This is a genomic window from Tardiphaga sp. P4_G1 (assembly GCF_056401215.1).
Window position 1 is genome coordinate 67,718 of the sequence record NZ_JBFUJU010000018.1, and the last position, 22,319, is coordinate 90,036.

Annotated in this window: 20 protein-coding genes; 7 read left to right on the plus strand and 13 right to left on the minus strand. The window is 63.3% G+C overall.

Features of this window, described 5'->3' with window-relative positions:
- Positions 1–53: 53 nt before the first annotated feature.
- The 3 genes from guaA to AC1DUY_RS30275 form a co-directional block, all read right to left on the minus strand.
- Positions 54–1,661 (minus strand): glutamine-hydrolyzing GMP synthase, encoded by a 1,608-nt coding sequence (guaA, locus tag AC1DUY_RS30265; RefSeq protein ID WP_439077450.1) that lies wholly within the window; start codon positions 1,659–1,661, stop codon positions 54–56.
- A gap of 172 nt (positions 1,662–1,833) precedes the next feature.
- Positions 1,834–3,141 carry an RsmB/NOP family class I SAM-dependent RNA methyltransferase gene (locus AC1DUY_RS30270; protein WP_478119098.1) on the minus strand — a complete coding sequence of 436 codons (1,308 nt, stop codon included), beginning with the start codon at positions 3,139–3,141 and terminating at the stop codon, positions 1,834–1,836.
- Positions 3,142–3,181: 40 nt separating this feature from the next.
- Positions 3,182–3,532, minus strand: coding sequence for a hypothetical protein (locus AC1DUY_RS30275; protein WP_093761480.1), 351 nt, complete (start codon positions 3,530–3,532; stop codon positions 3,182–3,184).
- A gap of 224 nt (positions 3,533–3,756) precedes the next feature.
- On the opposite strand from AC1DUY_RS30275, the gene AC1DUY_RS30280 reads away from it, so the two are divergent.
- Both AC1DUY_RS30280 and AC1DUY_RS30285 read left to right on the plus strand, forming a co-directional pair.
- Positions 3,757–4,398 carry an acriflavin resistance protein gene (locus AC1DUY_RS30280; protein ID WP_478119100.1) on the plus strand — a complete coding sequence of 214 codons (642 nt, stop codon included), beginning with the start codon at positions 3,757–3,759 and terminating at the stop codon, positions 4,396–4,398.
- A gap of 70 nt (positions 4,399–4,468) precedes the next feature.
- Positions 4,469–5,320, plus strand: coding sequence for a metallophosphoesterase family protein (locus AC1DUY_RS30285; RefSeq protein ID WP_478119102.1), 852 nt, complete (start codon positions 4,469–4,471; stop codon positions 5,318–5,320).
- Between the two features lie 24 nt (positions 5,321–5,344).
- Here the strand turns inward: AC1DUY_RS30285 and AC1DUY_RS30290 are convergent, their stop codons facing one another.
- The 3 genes from AC1DUY_RS30290 to guaB all read right to left on the minus strand — a co-directional run bounded on the left by AC1DUY_RS30290 (position 5,345) and on the right by guaB (position 8,815).
- The gene (locus AC1DUY_RS30290; RefSeq protein WP_478119104.1) at positions 5,345–6,367 is read right to left on the minus strand and encodes an NADP-dependent oxidoreductase; all 1,023 of its coding nucleotides are present in this window, start codon (positions 6,365–6,367) and stop codon (positions 5,345–5,347) included.
- Positions 6,368–6,454: 87 nt separating this feature from the next.
- Entirely contained in the window at positions 6,455–7,081 is a 627-nt protein-coding gene (locus tag AC1DUY_RS30295; protein WP_089263866.1) for a hypothetical protein, read from the minus strand.
- A gap of 246 nt (positions 7,082–7,327) precedes the next feature.
- On the minus strand, positions 7,328–8,815 hold the full coding sequence (gene guaB / locus AC1DUY_RS30300; protein WP_089263865.1) for an IMP dehydrogenase: 1,488 nt from the start codon (positions 8,813–8,815) through the stop codon (positions 7,328–7,330).
- A gap of 310 nt (positions 8,816–9,125) precedes the next feature.
- Between guaB and AC1DUY_RS30305 the strand changes: the two genes are divergently transcribed.
- From AC1DUY_RS30305 to AC1DUY_RS30320, 4 genes are all read left to right on the plus strand, one after another.
- Positions 9,126–10,601 carry an MFS transporter gene (locus tag AC1DUY_RS30305; RefSeq protein ID WP_115029190.1) on the plus strand — a complete coding sequence of 492 codons (1,476 nt, stop codon included), beginning with the start codon at positions 9,126–9,128 and terminating at the stop codon, positions 10,599–10,601.
- A 3-nt stretch (positions 10,602–10,604) separates the two neighbouring features.
- Positions 10,605–10,868, plus strand: coding sequence for a hypothetical protein (locus AC1DUY_RS30310; protein WP_089263863.1), 264 nt, complete (start codon positions 10,605–10,607; stop codon positions 10,866–10,868).
- Positions 10,869–11,071: 203 nt separating this feature from the next.
- Complete coding sequence (locus AC1DUY_RS30315) at positions 11,072–11,608, plus strand: TetR/AcrR family transcriptional regulator (protein ID WP_478119107.1); 537 nt, start codon at positions 11,072–11,074, stop codon at positions 11,606–11,608.
- Positions 11,609–11,674: 66 nt separating this feature from the next.
- Complete coding sequence (locus tag AC1DUY_RS30320; RefSeq protein WP_478119109.1) at positions 11,675–12,541, plus strand: DMT family transporter; 867 nt, start codon at positions 11,675–11,677, stop codon at positions 12,539–12,541.
- A gap of 21 nt (positions 12,542–12,562) precedes the next feature.
- Here AC1DUY_RS30320 and AC1DUY_RS30325 read toward each other — a convergent pair whose 3' ends face one another.
- Together AC1DUY_RS30325 and AC1DUY_RS30330 are read right to left on the minus strand one after the other, a co-directional pair.
- Positions 12,563–13,273 carry an RlmE family RNA methyltransferase gene (locus tag AC1DUY_RS30325; protein ID WP_068730972.1) on the minus strand — a complete coding sequence of 237 codons (711 nt, stop codon included), beginning with the start codon at positions 13,271–13,273 and terminating at the stop codon, positions 12,563–12,565.
- Positions 13,274–13,363: 90 nt separating this feature from the next.
- Positions 13,364–14,428, minus strand: coding sequence for a Ppx/GppA phosphatase family protein (locus AC1DUY_RS30330; RefSeq protein ID WP_478119111.1), 1,065 nt, complete (start codon positions 14,426–14,428; stop codon positions 13,364–13,366).
- Between the two features lie 217 nt (positions 14,429–14,645).
- Here AC1DUY_RS30330 and AC1DUY_RS30335 point away from each other — a divergent pair, with 217 nt between their 5' ends.
- Positions 14,646–17,018, plus strand: a complete 2,373-nt coding sequence (locus AC1DUY_RS30335; protein ID WP_478119113.1) for a xanthine dehydrogenase family protein molybdopterin-binding subunit — start codon at positions 14,646–14,648, stop codon at positions 17,016–17,018.
- Positions 17,019–17,104: 86 nt separating this feature from the next.
- On the opposite strand, the gene AC1DUY_RS30340 is transcribed toward AC1DUY_RS30335, so the two are convergent.
- The 5 genes from AC1DUY_RS30340 to ribH form a co-directional block, all read right to left on the minus strand.
- Entirely contained in the window at positions 17,105–17,548 is a 444-nt protein-coding gene (locus tag AC1DUY_RS30340) for a hypothetical protein (RefSeq protein WP_320444484.1), read from the minus strand.
- Positions 17,549–17,628: 80 nt separating this feature from the next.
- The gene (locus AC1DUY_RS30345; RefSeq protein WP_120292179.1) at positions 17,629–19,749 is read right to left on the minus strand and encodes a sodium-translocating pyrophosphatase; all 2,121 of its coding nucleotides are present in this window, start codon (positions 19,747–19,749) and stop codon (positions 17,629–17,631) included.
- A gap of 357 nt (positions 19,750–20,106) precedes the next feature.
- On the minus strand, positions 20,107–21,105 hold the full coding sequence (gene thiL / locus AC1DUY_RS30350; protein WP_478119116.1) for a thiamine-phosphate kinase: 999 nt from the start codon (positions 21,103–21,105) through the stop codon (positions 20,107–20,109).
- A gap of 2 nt (positions 21,106–21,107) precedes the next feature.
- Positions 21,108–21,650 (minus strand): transcription antitermination factor NusB, encoded by a 543-nt coding sequence (nusB, locus tag AC1DUY_RS30355; protein ID WP_093761462.1) that lies wholly within the window; start codon positions 21,648–21,650, stop codon positions 21,108–21,110.
- Between the two features lie 4 nt (positions 21,651–21,654).
- Positions 21,655–22,146, minus strand: a complete 492-nt coding sequence (ribH, locus tag AC1DUY_RS30360) for a 6,7-dimethyl-8-ribityllumazine synthase (RefSeq protein ID WP_089263855.1) — start codon at positions 22,144–22,146, stop codon at positions 21,655–21,657.
- Positions 22,147–22,319 lie beyond the last annotated feature (173 nt).

The following is a 22,319-nucleotide window of genomic DNA, read 5'->3' on the forward strand; positions in this document are numbered from 1 at the left end:
TCAAATCTGCAATCCTGTTAAATCCCCCGCCAACTACGCCAGACGACGCGCCCCTACTCCCACTCGATCGTCCCCGGCGGCTTGCTCGTGATGTCATACACCACACGATTCACGCCCTTGACCTCGTTGATAATCCGCGTGGCCGTTTCGCCGAGAAACTTCATGTCGAAGGCGTAGAAGTCTGCGGTCATGCCGTCGGTGGAGGTCACGGCGCGCAGGCCGACCACGTATTCATAGGTGCGGCCATCGCCCATTACGCCGACGGTCTTCACCGGCAATAGGACAGCGAAGGCCTGCCAGATGGTGTCGTAGAGATCGGCCTTGCGGATCTGGTCGATATAGACGGCGTCGGCTTCGCGGAGGATGTCGAGCTTCTCGCGCGTGATCTCGCCGGGGCAGCGGATTGCGAGGCCGGGACCGGGGAACGGATGACGGCCGACGAAAATATCCGGCAATCCCAATTCGCGGCCGAGATCGCGGACCTCGTCCTTGAACAATTCGCGCAGCGGCTCGACCAGCTTCATGTTCATGCGTGCCGGAAGACCGCCGACATTGTGATGCGACTTGATGGTCACCGAGGGGCCGCCGGTGAAGGAGACGCTCTCGATCACGTCGGGATACAGCGTGCCCTGCGCCAGGAAATCCGCGCCGCCGATCTTCTTGGCCTCGGCGTCGAACACGTCGATGAACAGACGGCCGATGGTCTTGCGCTTCACTTCGGGATCGGTGACGCCTTCGAGCTCGCCGAGGAACGTCTTCGATGCATCCACATGCACCAGCGGGATATTGTAGTGATGCCGGAACAGGTCGACGACGGTCTTGGCCTCGTCCTTGCGCAGCATGCCGTGATCGACGAATACGCAAGTGAGCTGATCGCCGATCGCCTCATGGATCAGCACGGCCGCAACGGCAGAGTCGACACCGCCGGAGAGACCGCAGATCACCTTGCCCTTGCCGACCTGCGCGCGGATCTTCTCGATGGCTTCCTCGCGAAACGCGCGCATGGTCCAGTCGCCGGTGAAACCGGCGATGTTGCGCACGAAGTTGCGGATCAGTTTGGCGCCGTCGGGCGTATGCGCCACTTCGGGGTGAAACTGCATCGCGTAGAATTTTCTGACATCGTCGGCGATGATCGAGATCGGCGAGCCTGGCGCCTTGGCGACGGCGCGAAAGCCGTCGGGCATCTTGGTGACGCGGTCGCCATGGCTCATCCAGACGTCGTATTTGCCGCCCACTTCCCAGACGCCGTCGAACAGCGCGCAGGTGTCGGTGATCTCGATCGCGGCGCGGCCGAATTCGCGATGATGGCCGGCCTCGACGGTGCCGCCGAGCTGCTGCGCCATGGTCTGCTCGCCGTAGCAGATGCCGAGTACGGGAACGCCCGCGGTGAGGATCGACAACGGCGCCGACGGCGCGTTGTCGTCGAGCACCGAGGCCGGACCGCCGGACAGGATCACGGCCTTCGGTTTCATCTCGGCGAAGGCGGCTTCGGCCTTGTTGAACGGCACGATCTCGGAATAGACGCCCTCCTCGCGGACACGCCGCGCAATCAGCTGCGTCACCTGGGAGCCGAAATCGACGATCAGAATCTTGTCATGCGCCGCGGCCACATGGGGTGACGGATCGGCGGGCGAAACGGAGCTTTTGCTGGGGGCTGTCATAGCGAGGAATTACGCGACTCACGGCGGGGTCGCAAGGCTGAAAAGGCTGTCATGGCAGCCCTGCACCGGCCTATCCCCGTCATTGCGAGGAGCCCTTGCGACGAAGCAATCCAGTCTTCGCTTGTGGCCTTCTGGATTGCTTCGCTGCGCTCGCAATGACGGCGGAGGGGTCTCAGCCTACCGGCTGGCGCTTCATCACCGACACGAAAAACCCGTCCGTTCCGGTCCGGCGCGGGGTCATCAGCAGGCCTTCCGGGCTCTGATAGGTCGCGGCGGCGAAATCCTCGGCTTTGTCCCACAGGACCGACATCACCTGCGCCGGCGGCACCACCGAAAATTCCGGCTGGCGGGCGGTAAAGGCGCGGATCTGGTCGCGGTTTTCCTGCGGGAGTACCGAACAGGTCACATAGGCGATCCGACCACCCGGCTTCACCAGCGCCACCGCGCGGTCGAGGACCTCGGCCTGGTCCTTGATCCGGACCTCGAGGGCGCCCGGCCGCATCCGCCATTTGGCGTCGGGATTGCGACGCCAGGTGCCGGTGCCGGTGCATGGCGCGTCGATCAGCACGAGGTCCGCGGAGTTGTGAATGTCGCTGAGCGTGTCGTCGGGGCCCTTCGGGGTGCGGATATCGGCATTGTGGATGCCGGCACGCGACAGCCGCTCGTGGATCGGTGCGAGCTGGCGCTTGTCGGCGTCGGTGGCGATCAGCCGGCCCTTGCCCTGCATCATCGCCGCCAGCGCCAGCGTCTTGCCGCCGGCACCTGCGCAGAGATCGATCACCTGCTCGCCGGGCTTGGCGCCGGACAGCAGCGCCGCAAGCTGCGAGCCCTCGTCCTGCACTTCGATGCCGCCCTTGATGAAATCCTCCTCGGCATGGATGCCGGGATTGCGCGCATCGGCACCGAGCTCGATCCGCAGCCCCAGCGGCGACCAGGGCGTCTCGGTGGCGCCGAGATGGCGCAGCGAGCCCAGCACCTTGTCGCGCTTGGCCTTCAGCGTGTTGACGCGCAGGTCCAGCGGCGCACGGCTGGCCATGGCGGTGGCTTCCGCCACGCGATCGTCGCCAAATACATCGGCCAGCTGGCCATCGAGCCATTCCGGATAATCGCCGGCGATATACGCCGGTGCATCCGCCACCGTGCGCGACGCCAGAGCCGAACGCTCCGCGTCAGACAGCGGCGCCGGCGCAAAACCGCTGCCGTCACAGAGCGCGGCAATCGTATCGACATCCATCCTGCGCTCGGCCTTGAGCATGCCGAGCAGCCGCGCCCGCGACGTGTCGTCGTCCATGATCCAGGCGCTGGAGGCGCGCCGCCGCAGCACATCCCAGACCAACCCGGAAATCCCGGCCCGGTCGCCAGAGCCGGCAAAGCGGTGCGCGGTGCCCCATTCCTTCAGCGCCTTGGCGGCGGGGACACGCTGGGTGTCGATGGCCTCGATCACTTCGATCGCGGCGGAGAGGCGTGCGGCGGGAGTCATGGCAATCTTTCGACGGAGAGAGGCGCGACGCCGCCCCCGATCAGATCAGGAGAAGCATCCGTAGCGCGAAGTAGAACCACATCGCCAACAACACAAGCGCGCTGGCGAGCCAGGCCTGCGATCCCCGGCTATTGGCAATGAATCCGGCGCCCACGAAGCGGGCGATGACGAAGATCCAGGACAGGCAGACCAGCACCAGATCGATCTTGCGCAGCGGCAGGCCGATGGCGATCAGCGCGTAGAACAGCAGATCGAGCTGCGGAGCGGTATTCGGCAGGTCGCTGGTATCCTTGCGGCTCAGCAGGCCGCCGCGCCGGCCGGTCCAGAAGAACATGCCTAGCGTAATCGCCACCAGCACGAAGACCGGCAACAAAACCCATTGAATCGACATTGAAATTTCCTCAGCCATGGGAATTCAGGGCCGGAATTCAGAGCCGTGCGGCACCCCGCTCGCGCTACAGACCCGCCCCTTGGAACATGACGATTAACCGGCCCAAGAGTTCCATATGAGTTCCATGCAGGTTCCATTGAACCGGCTAGGCGGCCCTCGACACCCATTTAAAGGCGCTGCCCGGGGGCGCGCCAGCCTCAAGAGTTCTGCCCGTGAGCACTGCCATGGCTTATCTCGATGCCCTCTTTGCGATGCTGACGCCCGGCGACCCGGACAGCTGGGCCGGCCTCATGATGTCCACCCTGGCTGGCGCCGCCGCAGCGCTCGCGGTGGCCATCCTGCTGAATCTCTATTTCCGAGCCCGGTATCGCTCGGTCCATGACGTGGTCCACCACGGCGTCGCGGCGCTGGCCGTGCTGGGCCTCCTGGCCTTCGCCGCCACCGACATGCGCCACACGGCACTGGGCTATCTCGGCATCAACCCGACCAGGCCCGCTGTCGAATTCGAAATCCGCCTGCCCGACGCGGTCGCGGCGAAGATCATCGCGGAAGCCACGCAGATCGAATTGCATACCGACCGCAACCAGGCCCTCGCCGCCATCAGCGAAGGCCCGACTTTCACAAACAAGGGCGAGAGCATTCTCAGGGGTACGGTGCCACTGAAATTTCGCACCGCGCAGCGTGTGATGATCGTGAACGTGCCGGGCGAAGCACCGCTGATCTTCAAACTGCGGCTGGCCGCAAGCCCGAGCCACTCCGCCGAATTCAGCCCGTGGCATCTGGTCGATCAGGTGAGCGCCTCCGCCCGCGCGGGCAAGACGGCCCGCACCAACGACGGCTATGCGATCAGATATCGCGTGATCTAATGTTTCGGTCGCCCGAGCCATCTGACTGACATCCGAGATGGCTACACTCCCCGCCAGAGGAGTTCCCGCCATGTCCGAATTCCGCTTGATCCAGATCACCGATACGCATCTCGGCGCAGGCTTTCCGCAATTCGTCGCAAATTTCCAGCGCGTCTGCGCGTTCATCGACGCGGCAAAGCCAGACCTCGTCATCAATAGCGGCGACCTTGCCTTCGACGGCCCGGGCCATCCCGATGACCTCGCCTTCGCCAGGTCACAGCATGACGCCCTTCCCGTCGCCTGCCGCTATCTGCCGGGCAATCACGACATCGGCGACAACCCGACTCTGGTCGCCCCGCCGCCAAGCCAGCTGATTTCCGAGCAGAACCGGCAGGCATTCGTGTCGGTCTTTGGACACGACCACTGGCGCTTCAACGCGGCTGGCTGGTGTTTCATCGGTCTGAACTCGTTGATCATGAATAGCGGGCTCGCCTGCGAAGAGGAGCAGTTCGACTGGCTCGCCTCGCAACTGGCGGGCCTGAACGGACGACCGCTGGCGCTGTTCATCCACAAACCGCTATTTCTGAATGCCCCGGACGATCCGGAACTGGCCGCGACGTCGATCCGCTATGTCCCGATGCCGGCGCGCCGTCGTCTCATCGATCTGCTTGACCCTGTCGATCTGCGGCTCGTCGCCTGTGGTCATGTGCACCAGCGGCGCGACTACATATGGCGCGGCGTCAGGCACATCTGGGCGCCTTCGAGTAGTTTCATCATTGGTCCGGAGGACAGGCAGGAGACGATCGGCGTCAAGGAAGTCGGGCTCGTGGAATACAGTTTCCAGCCCGACGGCTTTGAAGTTCGCCACCGCCGCGCGCCGGGCCAGACCGACATCGATCTGTTCACTGTCATCAATGCGGACGGCACGGTGCGCCCGCAGTGATGACAGCCTGAAGGCGTATTCGCCTTACGCTTTGTCGGCGCCGACACGCACGAGCTGCTTGCCGAAATTCGCGCCCTTCAGCAGCCCCATGAACGCCGTCGGCGCATTGTCGAGACCTTCGGTGACGTGCTCCTTGTACTTCACCTTGCCCTCGCGCACCCATTGCGACATGTCGCGCAGGAAGTCGCCATGCATCGACGCGAAGTCGCGCACGATGAAGCCGCGGAAGTTGAGGCGCTTGGTGAGCACGTTGCGCATCATGGCGCCGGCCCATTTCGGCGCTTCCGAGGTCGTATCGTTGTATTGCGCAATCAGCCCGCATACCGGAATGCGTGCGAAGAAATTCAGCAGCGGAAACACCGCTTCGAACACAGCGCCGCCGACATTCTCGAAATACACGTCGATGCCGCCCGGGCATGCAGCTTTCAGCTTCGCCGGAAAATCCGGATCGCGATGATCGAGGCATTCGTCGAAGCCGAGTTCTTCCTTCACATAGCGGCACTTGTCAGCACCGCCCGCGATACCGATGGCACGTGCGCCCTTGATCTTCGCAATCTGGCCAACTGCAGAGCCCACGGCACCTGACGCCGCGGCAACGACCACAGTTTCGCCGACCTGCGGATTTCCAATGGCAAGCAGGCCCGTATAGGCGGTCATGCCCGGCATCCCAAGAATGCCGACCGCGGTCGAGATCGGTGCCAGCTTCGGATCGAGCTTGCGCAGGCCCTTGCCGTCGGAGATCGCATGGGTCTGCCAGCCGGCATGGGCGAGCACGATATCGCCCTTGGCAAAACCCGGATTGTTCGAGGCGATCACCTCGCAGACGGTGCCGCCCTCCATCACGCCATCCACCGGCACCGGCGCGGCATAGGAGGGGCCGTCATTCATGCGGCCGCGCATATAGGGATCGAGCGACAGCCAGATCGTGCGCAGCAGCACTTCGCCCTCACCCGGCGTCGGCACCGCATAATCCTCGATACGGAAATTCGATGGGCCGGGCTCACCGTGTGGGCGCGATGCGAGAACGACGCGTTTGGCTGCTGACATGGGATTTCTCCGTTTCTCTTTCTTGATCGCAAAAAAATGCGGCGCGCGATGATCGCGCGCCGCATTCAAAACGTAAACCGGCAAATATCAGGCCGTGATCTTCGCCAGCACCTTGTCGAATGCTGCAGCTGCGCTGTCGAGATCCTTGAAGGACAGACCGCCATCGGCCGACTGCTTCTGCGCCGCCGTTGCCGTCGGACGGATTTCAGCCACGGGCTTGCCGCCGTCGAGCATCGTCAGCGGCGCGATGACCTGAAATTCATGCGCCTCGATCGGCTGATCCTTGAGCAGGAACACGCTGAGCGACGCGATATCCGTGCCGCGGCGATAGGAGATATAGCGATCGACGGCGACAGAACCGTCGCGCTGCATGCCGCCGAGCTTGGCATGGCCATCGGAGCCGAGCAGCTTGTGCGCCTTGAAGCCCTTCACGCCTTCGGACTTCGCCTTGGCGGTCGCTTCGGAGAGATCGTATTTCTCGGCCATCGCCTTGCCAACCGTGGCGAGCTCCGCCGACATGTCATGCTCGAACTGCTTGGCCTCGCTGCGCGGCTGGCCGATCCTGCGCGGCTTGTCGGCGTTACGCTTCGCGAGCTCGGTGGTGCAAAGCTCAACCAGCGCCGTGACCTCGCGGCGTGTGGCGTTCTCACGCAGGTTTTTCAGTTGCGCGGTGTCGAGAGCCGCAATGCGTTCGTCCGTCCATTCAATGGCCATAGTATCCAACGTTCTTTTCTGCGGGTGTTACTTCGACGCGTGACGAGGTCATTGTCGAAAATGAGCATCACAACGCGGCGCGGAGCCAAGCTCCGCGGCCGGGTTCGTCCGGCCCTGGAAATCCATAACCGGACATCCATGGCCGACATCGCACGTGACGCGCGAACAGTAGCGCGTTTTCGCCGATCTGTGGGGCTCAATTTAGGCAGCGATGCCTATGCGGCACCGCAATAGTGCCCGGTATAGTTAAGCTCCGCCCGGATAGTTCGGGCTTTCGCGGGTAATCGTCACGTCATGCACGTGGCTTTCGCGCAGTCCGGCGCTGGTGATGCGGACGAATTCTGCCTTGTCGTGGAATTCGGTCAGCGTCTTGGCACCGACATAGCCCATGGCAGCGCGCAGGCCACCGGCGAGCTGATGCATCACATTGGCCACCGGGCCCTTATAGGGCACCTGGCCCTCGATGCCTTCCGGCACCAGCTTGAGCGTGTCCTTGATGTCCTGCTGGAAGTAGCGATCCGCCGAACCGCGCGCCATGGCGCCCACCGAGCCCATGCCGCGATAGGCCTTGTAGGAACGGCCCTGCCACAGGAACACTTCGCCGGGGGTCTCGTCGGTGCCCGCGAGCAGCGAGCCGACCATGGCGATGTCAGCGCCGGCAGCGAGCGCCTTGGCGAGATCGCCCGAGAATTTGATGCCGCCGTCGGCGATGATCGGAATGTTGTGCTTCTTCGCGGCTTCCACCGCATCCATGATCGCGGTGAGCTGCGGCACGCCGACGCCGGCGACGATGCGCGTGGTGCAGATCGAGCCCGGGCCGATACCGACCTTGATCGCATCCGCGCCCGCATCGATCAGCGCCTGCGCGCCTTCGGTGGTGGCGATATTGCCGGCGATCACCTGCACGGAGTTCGAAATCTTCTTGATGCGCGTCACGGCTTCCAACACGCGCATGGAATGACCATGCGCGGTGTCGACGACGACGACATCGACGCCGGCATCAATCAGACGTTCGGTGCGCTCGAAACCACCCTCGCCCACAGTGGTTGCGGCAGCTACACGCAGACGTCCCTGCGCGTCCTTGCTGGCAAGGGGATGCGCAACAGCCTTGTCCATGTCCTTCACGGTGATCAGGCCAACGCAGCGATACTGATCGTCGACGACGAGCAGCTTCTCGATGCGATGCTTGTGCAGCATGCGCTTGGCTTCGTCCTGGCTGACGCCTTCGCGCACGGTCACGAGATTCTCGTGCGTCATCAGTTCGGAAATCTTCTGGTTCGGATTGCTGGCGAAGCGCACGTCGCGATTGGTGAGGATGCCGACCAGCTTGCCAGGGACGTCCTTGCTCGCACCGGTGACGACGGGAATGCCGGAGAAGCCGTGTTCGCTCATCAGCGCCAGCGCTTCGGCCAGCTTGGCATCGGGGCCGATGGTGAGCGGATTTACCACCATGCCGGACTCGTACTTCTTGACCTGGCGCACCTGGGCAGCCTGGCCTTCCGGATCGAAGTTGCGGTGGATCACGCCGAGGCCGCCGGCCTGCGCCATGGCGATCGCCATGCGGGCCTCGGTGACGGTATCCATCGCCGAGGCGATGATCGGAATATTGAGCGGAATGGCACGGGTGGCGTGGGAGCGGATATCGGCGTCGGAAGGCAGGATGTCCGACAGGCCGGGCTTCAGCAGAACGTCATCGAACGTGTACGCTTCGCGGATCTTCTGAACGACTGCCATTGCCAACTCCATGCGGCGACCTCGGGATCGCGGTAGAAACCTCTGGATGCACCAATTCGACGGCGGCGCAGGACACCGTCGTCGAATCTGAACCCATAAGTAGGATTGGCGGTGGTCGATAGCATGCTGCTGCGCGAAATCAAAGCGTTTGGCTGCCATGCACAGGGATTTTAGGCGTTTTCGGCCTTCAGCCGGGCGGCCGCAGTCACGGATGATTTAGGAGGTATTCGGCCTCTCGCAATAGCCCACGCCCCGGCAGGATGTTAAAGCGCCCGCAGCTTGGGCACTCGTAAGAATCATCAATAATTTCATGAATAAAGAACGCCTGATCCCGCTGATCGTCGCCTCCGCCTTGTTCATGGAGAACATGGACTCCACGGTGATCGCGACCTCGCTGCCGGCGATTGCCGCCGATATCGGCACCAGTCCGCTGACGTTGAAGCTGGCGATCACCTCCTACCTGCTCTCGCTCGCGGTATTCATTCCGGCGTCCGGCTGGACCGCCGACCGGTTCGGCGCACGCGCCGTGTTCTCCATCGCCATCGGCGTGTTCATGATCGGCTCGATCGGCTGCGCGCTGTCGCAATCGGTCACGCATTTCGTCATCGCCCGTATCATCCAGGGCCTCGGCGGCGCCATGATGACCCCTGTGGGACGCCTCGTGCTGCTGCGCTCCATCGACAAAAGCGCGCTCGTCAGTGCCATGGCGTGGATGACGGTGCCGGCGCTGATCGGCCCGGTGATCGGACCGCCGCTGGGTGGTTTCATCACCACCTACTTCTCGTGGCACTGGATCTTCCTGATCAATATCCCGATCGGCTGCCTCGGCATCTATCTTGCGTTGCGCTTCATCGATCCGATCCGCTCGGAGGATCCGGAGCGCTTCGATCTGCTGGGTCTGGTGCTGGCCGGCGTCGGCCTCGCCGGCATTGCCTTCGGCCTCTCGGTCGCGGGCCTCAATCTGCTGCCATGGCCGATCGTCGCCGCACTGGTCGGCATCGGCACGGTGTCCATGACCCTCTACGTGATCCACGCCCGGCGCACCGCGTCCCCGGTGCTGGACTTCTCGCTGATGCGGCTGGTGACCTTGCGCGCCGCCATCATCGGCGGCTTCCTGTTCCGGCTCGGCATCGGCGCATTGCCGTTCCTGCTGCCGCTGTTGATGCAGGTCGGCTTCGGCCTGTCGCCGTTCCAGTCGGGCATGGTGACCTTCGGCTCGGCGGTGGGCGCCATGGGCATGAAGACATTGGCGGCGCGCATCATCCGCGCCTTCGGCTTCCGCAATGTGATGACCGTCAACGCCGTGGTGAGTTCGGTATTCCTCGCCGCCTGTGCGCTGTTCACGGTGACCACGCCGCTGATGCTGATCCTGATCATCCTGGTGGTCGGCGGCTTCTTCCGCTCGCTCGAATTCACCGCCATCAATACGGTCGCCTATGCCGAGGTGGAGACGGCGCAGATGAGCCGCGCCACCACGCTGGTCAGCGTCAATCAGCAACTGTCGATCTCCGCCGGCGTCGCGATCGGTGCATTCTCTGTGGAATCCACCATGCTGATGCGCGGCATGACCGAATTGTCGGCCGCCGATTTTGCACCGGCCTTCCTCGTGGTGTCCGTGATCTCGGCAGCCTCGGCCTGGTTCTTCTGGCAGATGCCGGACGACGCCGGCCATGAAATCTCCGGCCGCAAGGTGATTGATATTGCGAGCCGCAAGGGCGAGGCAAAAGCCGCCGTCAAGGCGGCCAGCGAAGGCACCGCGGATGCCAGGGATCAAAAGCTGGGGTGAGTTGTGACGCGCTCGCAATGGGCCATAGGTCTCGCCACGATCGTCCTCACGATCATCGCGGGCGTCATTTCATTCGATTATGTGAACAGGCGATTTCCGCCGAAGCCCGCGCCCGTTGAGCAGGTGACCGCGCAGGATGCCAAAGAGCAGCCCGATCCGGCTGCCGCTACAACACTGCCGGCCTGTGTCGAGCGCGATGGATCATGGCGCAACTGGTCGTGGCCCAATGTGCCGATGTTGTCGCCGAAATGCGAGAGCGCGAAGTAAATCATCCGACCGCAAGATGACGAGAGCCGACAGATCGCCCAAAGCGCGCCCTGTCATAAACTCCCCGCGCCCATCACCTTAAGCTGTCATTTGCAATTCACGACCAATCGGTCCATATATCACTAATGGAACATCATTCCCCTGTGCGGTTGCCGCGCGGCCGCCCCCGAGGTTTCGACACGGAAGCTGCTATCGAGCGCGCCATGAACGTGTTCTGGTCGCGCGGCTATCATGCCACGGCGCTTCCGGACCTTCTTCAAGCGACGAACCTCTCGCGTGGCAGTCTCTACGCCGCCTTCGGTGACAAGCGCGGACTCTTCCTGCGTGCGCTCGATCGCTACATTTCCGACGCCCTGCTACGAATCGACATCGAACTCGACCCGCGTGGCGCGCCAGTCGCTGGCCTGCGAGCCTACCTTGCTGGTTACGTCGATCGGACGAGTGGCGCCAATGGTCGTCGCGGATGCCTGCTGGTCGCGACAGCCATGGAGTTGGGTGGCCGCGACCCGGAAGTCGATCGCCGCATCGGCAGCTTTTTCAAAGCTATGGAGGCCAAAGTAGCCAATGCGCTGTCGCGCGCGAAGGCCGCAGGCGAGTTGGCTCATGGTGTCGAGCCTGCAAGCGCGGCGCGACTGCTGGTCTGCTTCGTTGAGGGCCTGCGTGTCGTAGGTAAAACGCGTCCGACACGAAGCACATCGCAAGCCACCGTTGACGCTCTTCTCGAACGCTTCAGCAGGTAACGCGTCAAGGCGCTGCTGGTTGAACGCACCTATATCTGGACTGAACAGTCTTGAATGGAAAGTGTCATGTCGCTCATCCAGATTGTCTGCGCGGTGATGGTGCCCTTGCTTTGGGGTTATCAGTTCGTGGTCATCAAGGTGGGCATTGTGGAATTTCCGCCACTCTTCTTCCTTGGCCTGCGCTTTCTAGCTATGGCATTGCTGCTCGTTCCGTTCGTCAAAAAGCCTGCACGTCAGGAGCTCAGCCCTGTCGCCGCGATCTCGGTCTTTCTTGGTGGGCTGAACTTCGGCCTCTTCTATGTCGGCCTCGGGCTCGGCTCTGGAAGTATTTCGGCCGTCGCATATCAACTCGCCACGCCCTTCACCATCCTGTTGGCTTGGCCGCTGCTCGCGGAGAGACCGTCTCTCGTAACGTCTAGTGGGGTGTTGCTGGCATTTCTCGGCGTGGTCGTGCTTGCAGCGGGGCCTGGTCTGTCTGCAAACGCTATCCCGATTCTGCTGGTGGTCGGGGCAGCACTCGCCTTCGCGGTCGCCAACGTCTTAACGAAGCGGCACGGACCCTTTGATCCCCTGATGTTGACGGGGTGGTCCTCTCTCTTCACGGTGCCACAGGTGATGCTGATGTCGTTTGTCCTTGAAGATGGACAATTGACGTCCCTCGTCACGGCGGATGAACATGGTTGGCTCGCGCTCGCCTACACCGTTTTCATCGGAGGAATTGTTGGATTTAGCCTTTGGTTCTGGCTCATCGCTCGCTGCACCATGGGCCGCGTGGCGCCATTCGGTTTGCTTCTTCCGGTCTTTGCCCTGATTTCAAGCGCGCTGTTCCTTGACGAGCATATCACTCCAACGTTGATTGTCGGGGCGCTGCTCGCCATCTCCGGCGTTGCCATCACACAAGTGAGATCGAGCGCTCTACCAAATCGGACTTAGAGTCGCGTATGCGCTCACGGCCTAGTTGTCGTGCTCACCGAGCCGATGATCACCTGCCACACCACGAAAACCCATCGCCAGCACATAGCGCTCCGACGAGTCCTTGCGGCTCGCGGCCGGCTTCACATGTTTCACCGTCGCGAAGTCGCGCTTCAGCTGCGTCATCAGCGTGGCGTCGGCGCCACTCTGGAACACCTTGGCGACGAAGGTGCCGCCGGGCTTGAGCACGTCAGCGGCGAAGGCCGCCGCGTCCTCGACGAGGCCGACGATGCGGAGCTGATCGGTCTTGCGATGGCCGGTGGTGTTTGCCGCCATGTCGGACATCACCACGTCGGCGAGGCCGCCCATCATCGCCTTCAATCTGTCGGGCGCATCATTGTCGAGAAAGTCCATCTGGGCGAAGGTCACGCCGACGATCTCCGGCATTTCCAGGAGATCGATGGCCACCACCTGCCCCTTGCCCTCGGCCGAGCCGACGCGCCGCGCCGCGATCTGGCTCCAGCCGCCAGGCGCAGCGCCGAGATCGACCACCGACAGGCCGGGCTTGAGAAAGCGGTACTTGTCGTCGATCTCGATGATCTTGTAGGCCGCGCGCGACCGCAGGCCGTCCTTCTTGGCCTGCTGCACATAGGGGTCATTGAGCTGGCGGTCGAGCCAGAGCTTCGACGACAGTTTCATTCTGCCGGCGCTCTTGACCTGGATCCGCAGGCGTCCGGTGGTGTCTTTGGCCATGGTCTCGTGCTTGCTTTCAGCTATTCGCGTTTCCCTTAGCACGGCATGGCGGGAAACCCGAATATTCGCCCTGAATCGGGAAAATCAGGCTCAGGAGGCGCGGATCGCGCCATCCTCGCGCATCATTTCCACCAGCATGCCCTCGCGCAGCCCCCGATCCGCCACACGCAGCCGCGGCAGCGGGAACGCATTGCGGATGGCGTCCAGAATGGCACAGCCACACAGCACCAGATCGGCACGGTCGGGGCCGATACACTGGTTGGCGGCGCGTTCCGCGTAGGTCATGTCGAGCAGCCTGGCGATGGTCTCGTCGAGCTCGGCATTGCTGAGCCAGATGCCGTCGATGCGGCGGCGATCGTAGCGCGCCAGCCCCTGATAGACGCCGGCCAGCGTGGTCACTGTGCCCGAGGTGCCCAGCATGTGCATGCCGTCGAGATCGCCGGCATGTTCGGCGGCGAACGGCGCCACGTGCCGGGCGACCTCCGCAATCATCTGCGTGTAGCTGTCCCGGGTCACGTGCTTGCCGCCGAATTTCTCGGCCAGCGTCACCACGCCGAGCGGGATCGACATCCACGCCTTGATCAGCGGTTTGCCCTTGGGATCCGTGGGATCACGCTCGATGCGCACCAGTTCCGACGAGCCGCCGCCGATATCGAACAGGATGGCACCGCGGCCCTGCGGATCGATCAACGGCGAGCAGCCGATCACAGCCAGCGCCGCTTCGGTCTCGCGATCGATGATCTCCAGCGTGATGCCGGTTTCGCGCGCCACCTGGTCGAGAAACGCGTCCGAATTCGAGGCCGCGCGGCAGGCCTCGGTTGCGATCAGCCGCAGCCGCTGTGCGTCCCGCGCGCGGATCTTGTCGCGGCAGATGCTGAGAGCCGAGATCGCGCGGGCAATCGCGGCGTCGCTGATCACGCCGGATGTCGAGACGCCCTCGCCCAGCCGGATGATCCGTGAAAACGAATCGACCACGCGAAAACTGTCGCCCGTAGGACAGGCGATCAGGAGACGGCAATTATTGGTTCCGAGATCGAGCGCGGCATAGGTGTTGGCGCATGCGGCTTCGCGCCCGCCGTCGGCCAATGCCGCAACCAATCCCTGCACACCCTCGCCCGGCCCATGGCCGCCGCGAAGCCGCGTGTCATCATCCATTCAATCTGTCTTTCCGCGACCGTTCCGGCCGGCGTGGAAACCTTCTTGGAAATATCTTTCACGGAAAGTTTAGCAGGGCACAGGATCAGCGCAACCTTGGCGCACCCCCATGCCCAATCGTCCGTTGTCGTACAGGTCACGCTGCCTTATCTCAGGGACTTACAGGGGCGCGCGCCCGCGCCAAATCCTGGAATCATCCACATTTGATGGATTCATCATGCAAGATTTTACCGGCTCGCCCGTCGATAACGCCATCGCCATGCAGAAATACGGGGTCGGCCAGCCTGTCCGCCGTAAGGAGGACGACACCCTCGTCCGCGGCAAAGGCAAATATACCGACGACATCAACCTGCCCGGCCAGCTCTATGCCTGGATCGTCCGCAGTCCCCATGCCCATGGCGTGATCCGCGGCATCGATTCCGAGGCTGCTAGGGCGATGCCGGGTGTCCGCGGCGTCTGGACCGGCCGGGACCTCGAAGCCGCCAATTACGGCCCCTTCACCTGCGGCCTGCCGCTGAAGAGCCAGGACGGCACCCCGCTGTTCCAGACCAACCGCCATGCATTGATGACCGACAAGGTGCGCTATGTCGGCGACCCCGTTGCCTTCGTGGTGGCTGAAACAGTCGCGCAGGCCCGCGATGCCGCCGAAGCCGTCGTCCTCGACATCGACGCCCTGCCCGCCGTCACCGATTGCGAGGCCGCAACGAAGCCCGGCGCGCCTGTTCTCTACGACCACATCCCGAACAATGTCGCGCTCGACTATCATTATGGCGACACCGGCGCCGTCGAGGCCGCCTTTGCTTCCGCCGCGCATGTCACCAAACTCGACATCGAGAACACCCGCGTCGCCGTGGTATCCATGGAGCCGCGCTGCGCGCTCGCGACCTTTGAGAAATCCGGCGGCCGCTACGTGATCCAGGTGCCGACCCAGGGCGTCGCCGGCAACCGCAACACACTCGCCAAGCAGCTCAACGTCGCGCCCGACAAGGTCCGCATCCTCACCGGCAATGTCGGCGGATCGTTCGGCATGAAGAACATCAGCTATCCCGAATATATCTGCCTGCTGCATGCGGCGAAGGAACTGGGCAAGCCGGTGAAGTGGCTCGACGAGCGCTCCTCTAGCTTCCTGTCCGACAGCCAGGGCCGCGCCCAGGATATCCATGCCGAACTCGCCCTCGACAAGGACGGCAAGTTTCTCGCGGTGCGCCTGAAAGGCTACGGCAATCTCGGCGCTTACATCACCGGCGTATCGCCGAGCCCGTTGTCGCTCAACACCGGCAAGAACCTCGCCAGCGTCTACAAGACGCCGCTGCTGTCGGTGGACATCAAATGCGTGCTTACCAACACCACGCTGATGGGCGCCTATCGCGGCGCCGGGCGCCCCGAAGCCAACTACTTCATGGAGCGCCTGATCGACCGCGCGGCCGACGAGATGGGCATCGATCGCTTCAGCTTACGCAAGCGCAACTTCATCAAGCCGTCGCAGCTGCCCTTCGCGGCCGCCTCCGGCGTCACCTATGACAGCGGCGATTTCCAGGGCGTATTTGAGAAGGCGCTGGCAATTTCCGATCACGCCGGCTTCGCCAAGCGCAAGAAGGACAGCCGCAAAAACGGCAAGCTGCGCGGCATTGCCGTCGGCTCCTATCTCGAAGTCACCGCGCCGCCGTCAGGCGAACTCGGCAAACTGACCTTCGGCGATGACGGCACCGTGACGCTGACCACCGGCACGCTGGATTACGGCCAGGGCCACGCCACGCCCTTCGCGCAGGTGCTGTCGGCACAGCTCGGCGTGCCGTTCGACGCCATCCGGCTCGAGCAGAACGACAGCGATCTCGTCCGCATGGGCAACGGCACCGGCGGCTCGCGCTCAATCACCGCATCGGGCCAGGCCATCGTCGAGGCCTCGGACCTTGTCATTGCCAAGGGCAAGGCTGCCGCTGCGCACCTGATGGAAGCCTCCGAAGCCGACATCGAATTCAAGGCCGGCCGCTTTACGATTGCCGGCACCGACCGCTCCATCGACATCATGGAACTGTCGCAGCGTGTGCGCGAGGGCAAAATGCCGGACGGCGTGCCCTCCTCGCTCGACGTCGATCACACCTCATCGGACGTGCCCTCGACATTCCCGAACGGCTGTCATGTTGCCGAAGTCGAGATCGATCCCGACACCGGTGTGCTGACCATCGTCAATTACGCGGCGGTCAACGACTTCGGCACCATCGTCAATCCGATGATCGTCGCCGGCCAGTTGCATGGCGGCGTCGCTCAGGGCATCGGCCAGGCGCTGATGGAGAAAGTCAGCTATGACGCGTCGGGCCAGCCGATCACCGGCTCGTTCATGGATTATGCGATGCCCCGCGCCGGCGACATTCCGCTGATGCTGGTCGGCGATCATCCCTCGCCTGCAACCACCAACCCGCTGGGCACCAAAGGCTGCGGCGAAGCCGGCTGCGCCGGCTCGCTCTGCACCATCGTCAATGCGGTGGTCGATGCGCTCAGCGATTACGGCGTCACGCATATCGACATGCCGCTGACGTCCGAGCGCATCTGGCGTGCGATCCAGGACGGCAAGCAGAGCAAGGCGGCGTAAGGTCGACTATCTCAACAAGAAGCCCCGCGATCACATCGCGGGGCTTCTGTGTCGTCTACGCTAACGCGTCGTGGCCGGCAGGACCCCTAGCTCTTCGTCCCGTATTTCCGCGCGAAATCCCGCCCGGAGCGCGCAATGCAGATCGCGGCCTGACTCTGATACATCGAGCCCTCGTTCTTCTCTGCGATCTTATCGCATTTCGCACGCGCCTTTTCATAGGCGGCCTTGGTCGCGGGGAGCGCCTTGGGGAGAAAGCGCGGTTCGCATTTCGACAGCACGATGCTGGAGAATGCATTATCACCGGACGAACCAAGCTGGCAGAGTTCGAGAATCCGGTATGCGCCTTCGCAGCTGAACTCGGTCTTCATCGCGGCGATGATCGCCTGGTGGAGACCGCCGGCTTTCGAGATCGCAGCCTCGGAGACCGGGCATTGCTCGGCGGCCGAGGCCGGTGCGCTGCAGGCCACAAACAGTCCGATGGCTACGAGACTATGACGAAAACGAACCCGACCATGGGGCAACGGCTGCATGTGGTCCTACCTGATCAAACGTAGAAAGAAAAATCCCGCGGCTTGCGCCGCGGGATTTTTGCATTCGTGCTCTCGGCCGTCTAGTGCGCCAGGATCGCCAGCAACAACAGCGCCACGATGTTGGTGATCTTGATCATCGGGTTCACCGCGGGGCCCGCCGTGTCCTTGTAGGGATCGCCGACGGTGTCGCCGGTCACCGCGGCCTTGTGGGCGTCGGAGCCCTTGCCGCCGAAGTGACCGTCTTCGATGTACTTCTTGGCGTTGTCCCAGGCACCGCCGCCCGAGGTCATCGAGATCGCCACAAAGAGACCCGTGACGATCACACCGAGCAGCATGGCGCCGACCGCCGAGAACGCCGCCGACTTGCCGACCGCACCACCGCCAGCGATGGCGTAGATGATGAAGTAGACGACGATCGGTGACAGCACCGGAAGCAGCGACGGGATGATCATTTCCTTGATCGCGGCCTTGGTCAGCAGATCCACCGCGCGGCCGTAATCCGGCTTGTCGGTGCCCTGCATGATGCCCGGCTTCTCGCGGAACTGACGACGCACTTCCTCGACGATGGCGCTGGCCGCGCGGCCCACGGCCGTCATGCCCATCGCACCGAACAGGTATGGCAGCAGACCGCCGAACAGCAGGCCGACCACAACATAGGGATTGGTCAGCGAGAAGTCGGGCAGCACGTCCTTGAAGTACGGATACTTCGCGGCATTGGCGATGAAGAATTTGAGGTCTTCATTGTAAGCCGCGAACAGCACCAGTGCGCCGAGGCCAGCCGAACCGATGGCATAGCCCTTGGTGACCGCCTTGGTGGTGTTGCCGACCGCGTCGAGCGCGTCGGTGGCCTTGCGGACCTCCTTCGGCAGACCGGCCATTTCGGCAATGCCGCCGGCATTGTCGGTGACTGGACCGAAGGCGTCGAGCGCCACGATCATGCCGGCCAGCGCCAGCATCGTCGTGGTGGCGATCGCGATACCGAACAGGCCGGCAAGGCTGTAGGTGACGAGAATGCCGGCGATGATGACGATTGCCGGACCCGCCGTCGACTCCATCGAGATCGCCAGGCCCTGGATCACATTGGTGCCGTGGCCGGTGACCGACGACTGCGCGATGGACTTCACCGGCCGATAGTCGGTGCCGGTGTAGTATTCGGTGATCACGATGATCAACGCGGTGACAACGAGGCCGGCGACGCCGCATTCGAACAGCGCCAGACCCGTATACTTCACGCCTGCCAGCGGACCGAAACCGATCAGCCAGTAGATCACGGCGGCAACGCCGAACAGTGACAACACGCCGGTGGCGATCAGGCCCTTATACAGCGCACCCATGATCGACTGGCTGGCACCGAGCTTGACGAAGAACGTGCCGGCAATCGATGTCAGGATGCAGATGCCGCCGATGGCGAGCGGCAGTGTCATCATGTTCACGAGGAGTGGCGAACTCGCGAAGAAGATCGCGGCCAGAACCATGGTGGCGACCGCGGTCACCGCATAGGTCTCGAACAGGTCGGCGGCCATGCCGGCGCAGTCGCCGACATTGTCACCCACATTGTCGGCGATCGTTGCCGGGTTGCGCGGATCATCCTCGGGAATGCCGGCTTCGACCTTGCCGACAAGATCGCCTCCGACGTCAGCGCCCTTGGTGAAGATGCCGCCGCCGAGACGTGCGAAGATCGAGATCAGCGACGCGCCGAAGCCGAGCGCCACCAGCGCATCGATCACGGTGCGGCTGTTGGCAGCGAGGCCGAGGGCGTGCGTCAGATAAGCGAAGTAGATGGTGACGCCGAGCAGCGCCAGACCCGCCACCAGCATGCCGGTGATGGCACCCGCCTTGAAGGCGAGTTCGAGGCCGCCGGCCAGCGAGATCGTCGCCGCCTGCGCGGTGCGGACATTGGCACGCACCGAGACGTTCATGCCGATGAAGCCGGCTGCGCCCGACAGCACAGCACCGATCAGGAAGCCGAAGGCAACGAGCATGCCGAGGAAGTAAGCCAGCAGCGCGAAGATCACGACGCCGACGATGCCGATGGTGAGATATTGTCGCTTCAGATAGGCCTGTGCGCCCTCTCGCACGGCCTCTGCAATTTCCTGCATCCGTGCGTTACCCGCATCGGCCTTCAACACAGAACTCGTCGCCCAGATCGCGTAAACGATCGACAGTGCCCCGCAGAGCACGATCACCCACAATGCTGTCATGGAATCTGCCTCAGTCCTTCCTGCCCGGCGCCTTGTTAGTTGGCGCATAAAAAGGAGGCCTGCCCAGCACGTGAGGACGGCCTCTCGTTTGATGAGCATGGCAAAATCGGTATCGCCGTGCAACGCTGCCAATGGGCTAATGCAGGATTTTTGGAGGGGATGTAGGGGGAAGAAGAACGTTGGCCTTTCAGGTGTCATCCCCGCGGAGGCGGGGATCCATAACCTCAGGCCCCTCAATTAAAAGGAAGGCCTCTCCGTCCTGCGCTGAACAGCTCTCAAGAGTGTATGGGTCCCGCCCCGCGCACGCCTTCGGCGTGCTAGGCCGGGACGACACGGAGATTGCTTCCAGAGCTGTTCCTAGAAGTGGCTGTAGGACAGGCGCTTCAACACGATGTCCCTGCCCGCCGGATCGACGAAGCGCGGCGATGACGCACCTGCAACAATCGTCCCGATGACCGCGACCCGCACGCCCGCCTGGTGCGCGGCCTGCACGAAACCGGTCGTGCGATTCTCGGGGATGGTGCAGAGGACTTCGTAATCGTCGCCGCCGGCAACAACCGTTTCGAGACCAATCACACCGCGATCCAGCAGTGCTGCCGCCGGATCCGACAGCGGAATAGCCGATGCATCGATGACGGCAGAGACGCCCGACACCGCACAGAGCTTGGCGAGATCGCCGGCCAATCCGTCGGAGACATCCATCGACGCCGTCGCGAAATCGCGCACCGCCGATGCCAGCGCGTTGCGAGGCTGCGGCACGCGATAGCGTGCCACGAGCGCCTCACGCGCGTTACTGTCACCCGCCAGCGCCGTCGCGACCGCGCCGCCTTTCAGCGCCGCAAGGCCAAGCGCGGCATCACCGATCGTGCCACTCACGACCACCCGGTCCCCCGCCGCCGCGCCGTGGCGGCGGACCATCTTGCCCACCGGAACGCGTCCGAAGGCGGTGACTGAGACCATCAGCGGCCCCGGCGTCGAGACCGTATCGCCGCCGAGCAACGCACAGCCGAATGTTGCGATGTCTTCGCCGAGACCGCGCACGAATTCGGTGAGCCACGTTTCATCGTGACTCCGAAGTGCCAGCGTCAGCACAAAGCCGGCCGGCGCTGCGCCCTTGGCGGCGAGATCCGAGAGGTTCACCCGCAGCGCCTTGCGTGCGATGGTGTCCGGGGGATCATCGGGGAGAAAGTGCACGCCTTCGACGATGGCGTCGGTGTTGACGACGATATCCTCGCCGTCGGCCTTGAGCACCGCGGCGTCGTCGGTCAGGCCGAACGCGCCAGGATCAGTCGCGAGCGGCTTGAAGTAGCGCGCGATCAGGGTGTCTTCGCCGGATGCGTTGGACCCGGCTGACATGATCAGTGTCCCGCGCGCGAAAACTCTTCCGCGCGAAACTGCCGGGCGATCTGGTCGAGCACCGCATTGACCATGCCGGTCTCGTCGCCTTCCACGAAGGCATGCGCGACATCGACATATTCCGACACCACGACGCGGCCGGGAATGTCCTTGCGATGTTCCAGCTCATAGGCACCGGCGCGCATCACCGCGCGCAGGATTGCCTCGATCCGCTGCAACGGCCAGCCCCTGGAGAGCGCGTCGTCGATCAGCGGATCGAGCTTGTTCTGATCGCGCACCACGCCGGACACGATGTCGCGGAAGAACGCCTCCTCGGCGGGGAGATATTGGTCGCCCTCAATCTCGCTGCCGAGCCAGAAGCTCTCGAACTCGGCGAAGACGTCGTTGATGCCCGCGCCGCCGACATCCATCTGATATAGCGCCTGCACGGCGGCGAGACGCGCGGCGCCGCGCCGGTTGGCCTTGCGATCGCCCTTGGGGACCGGCTTCTTGAGGTCGGCTTTCTTGTCGGACGATTTCTTGTCAGCCGTTTTCTTCTCAGACATCGGCTCAGGCCTTCGCCAGACGGCGCTTGATGCGCAGCACGGACAGTGCCGCACGGGCCGCATCGCCGCCCTTGTTCAATTCGCCGGCGCGCGCGCGCGCCCAGGCCTGCTCGTCGGTATCCACCGTGATGATCCCGTTTCCGAGGGGCAGCCGCAGATCGACGGACAAATCCATCAGCCCGCGCGACGACTCCATCGAAACGATCTCGAAATGGAACGTCTCGCCACGCACCACGCAGCCTAGCGCGATTGCCGCTTCATAAGGCTTGCCGCTTTTCGCGGCAGCATCGACCGCAATCGCGATGGTCGAAGGAATTTCCAGCGCGCCCGGCACCGTCAACACGTCATGGGTGACGCCGGCTGCTTTCAGCTCAACGATCGCGCCTTCTAGCAGTGCATCCTGGATGTCGTCATAGAACCGCGCCTCGACGATCAGGACGCGCGCGCCCGTGATGTCGGTCTGGTCCTGCAAATGAGCGCGTCGCGCGTCTGCCATATCTCAACCTGTTAAAAACGTTGAACATCTCCAAGAATGAAGATTGTCAACAACGCGTGTTTGTAGTCGTCGCGGGCAGTGAAGCCAAGGGCAATACTTGGCAATTTAGCGCCGTCATGCCCGGCGCATGCCGGGTATCCACGTCTTGGCCGAGCACGAAGACGTGGATAGCC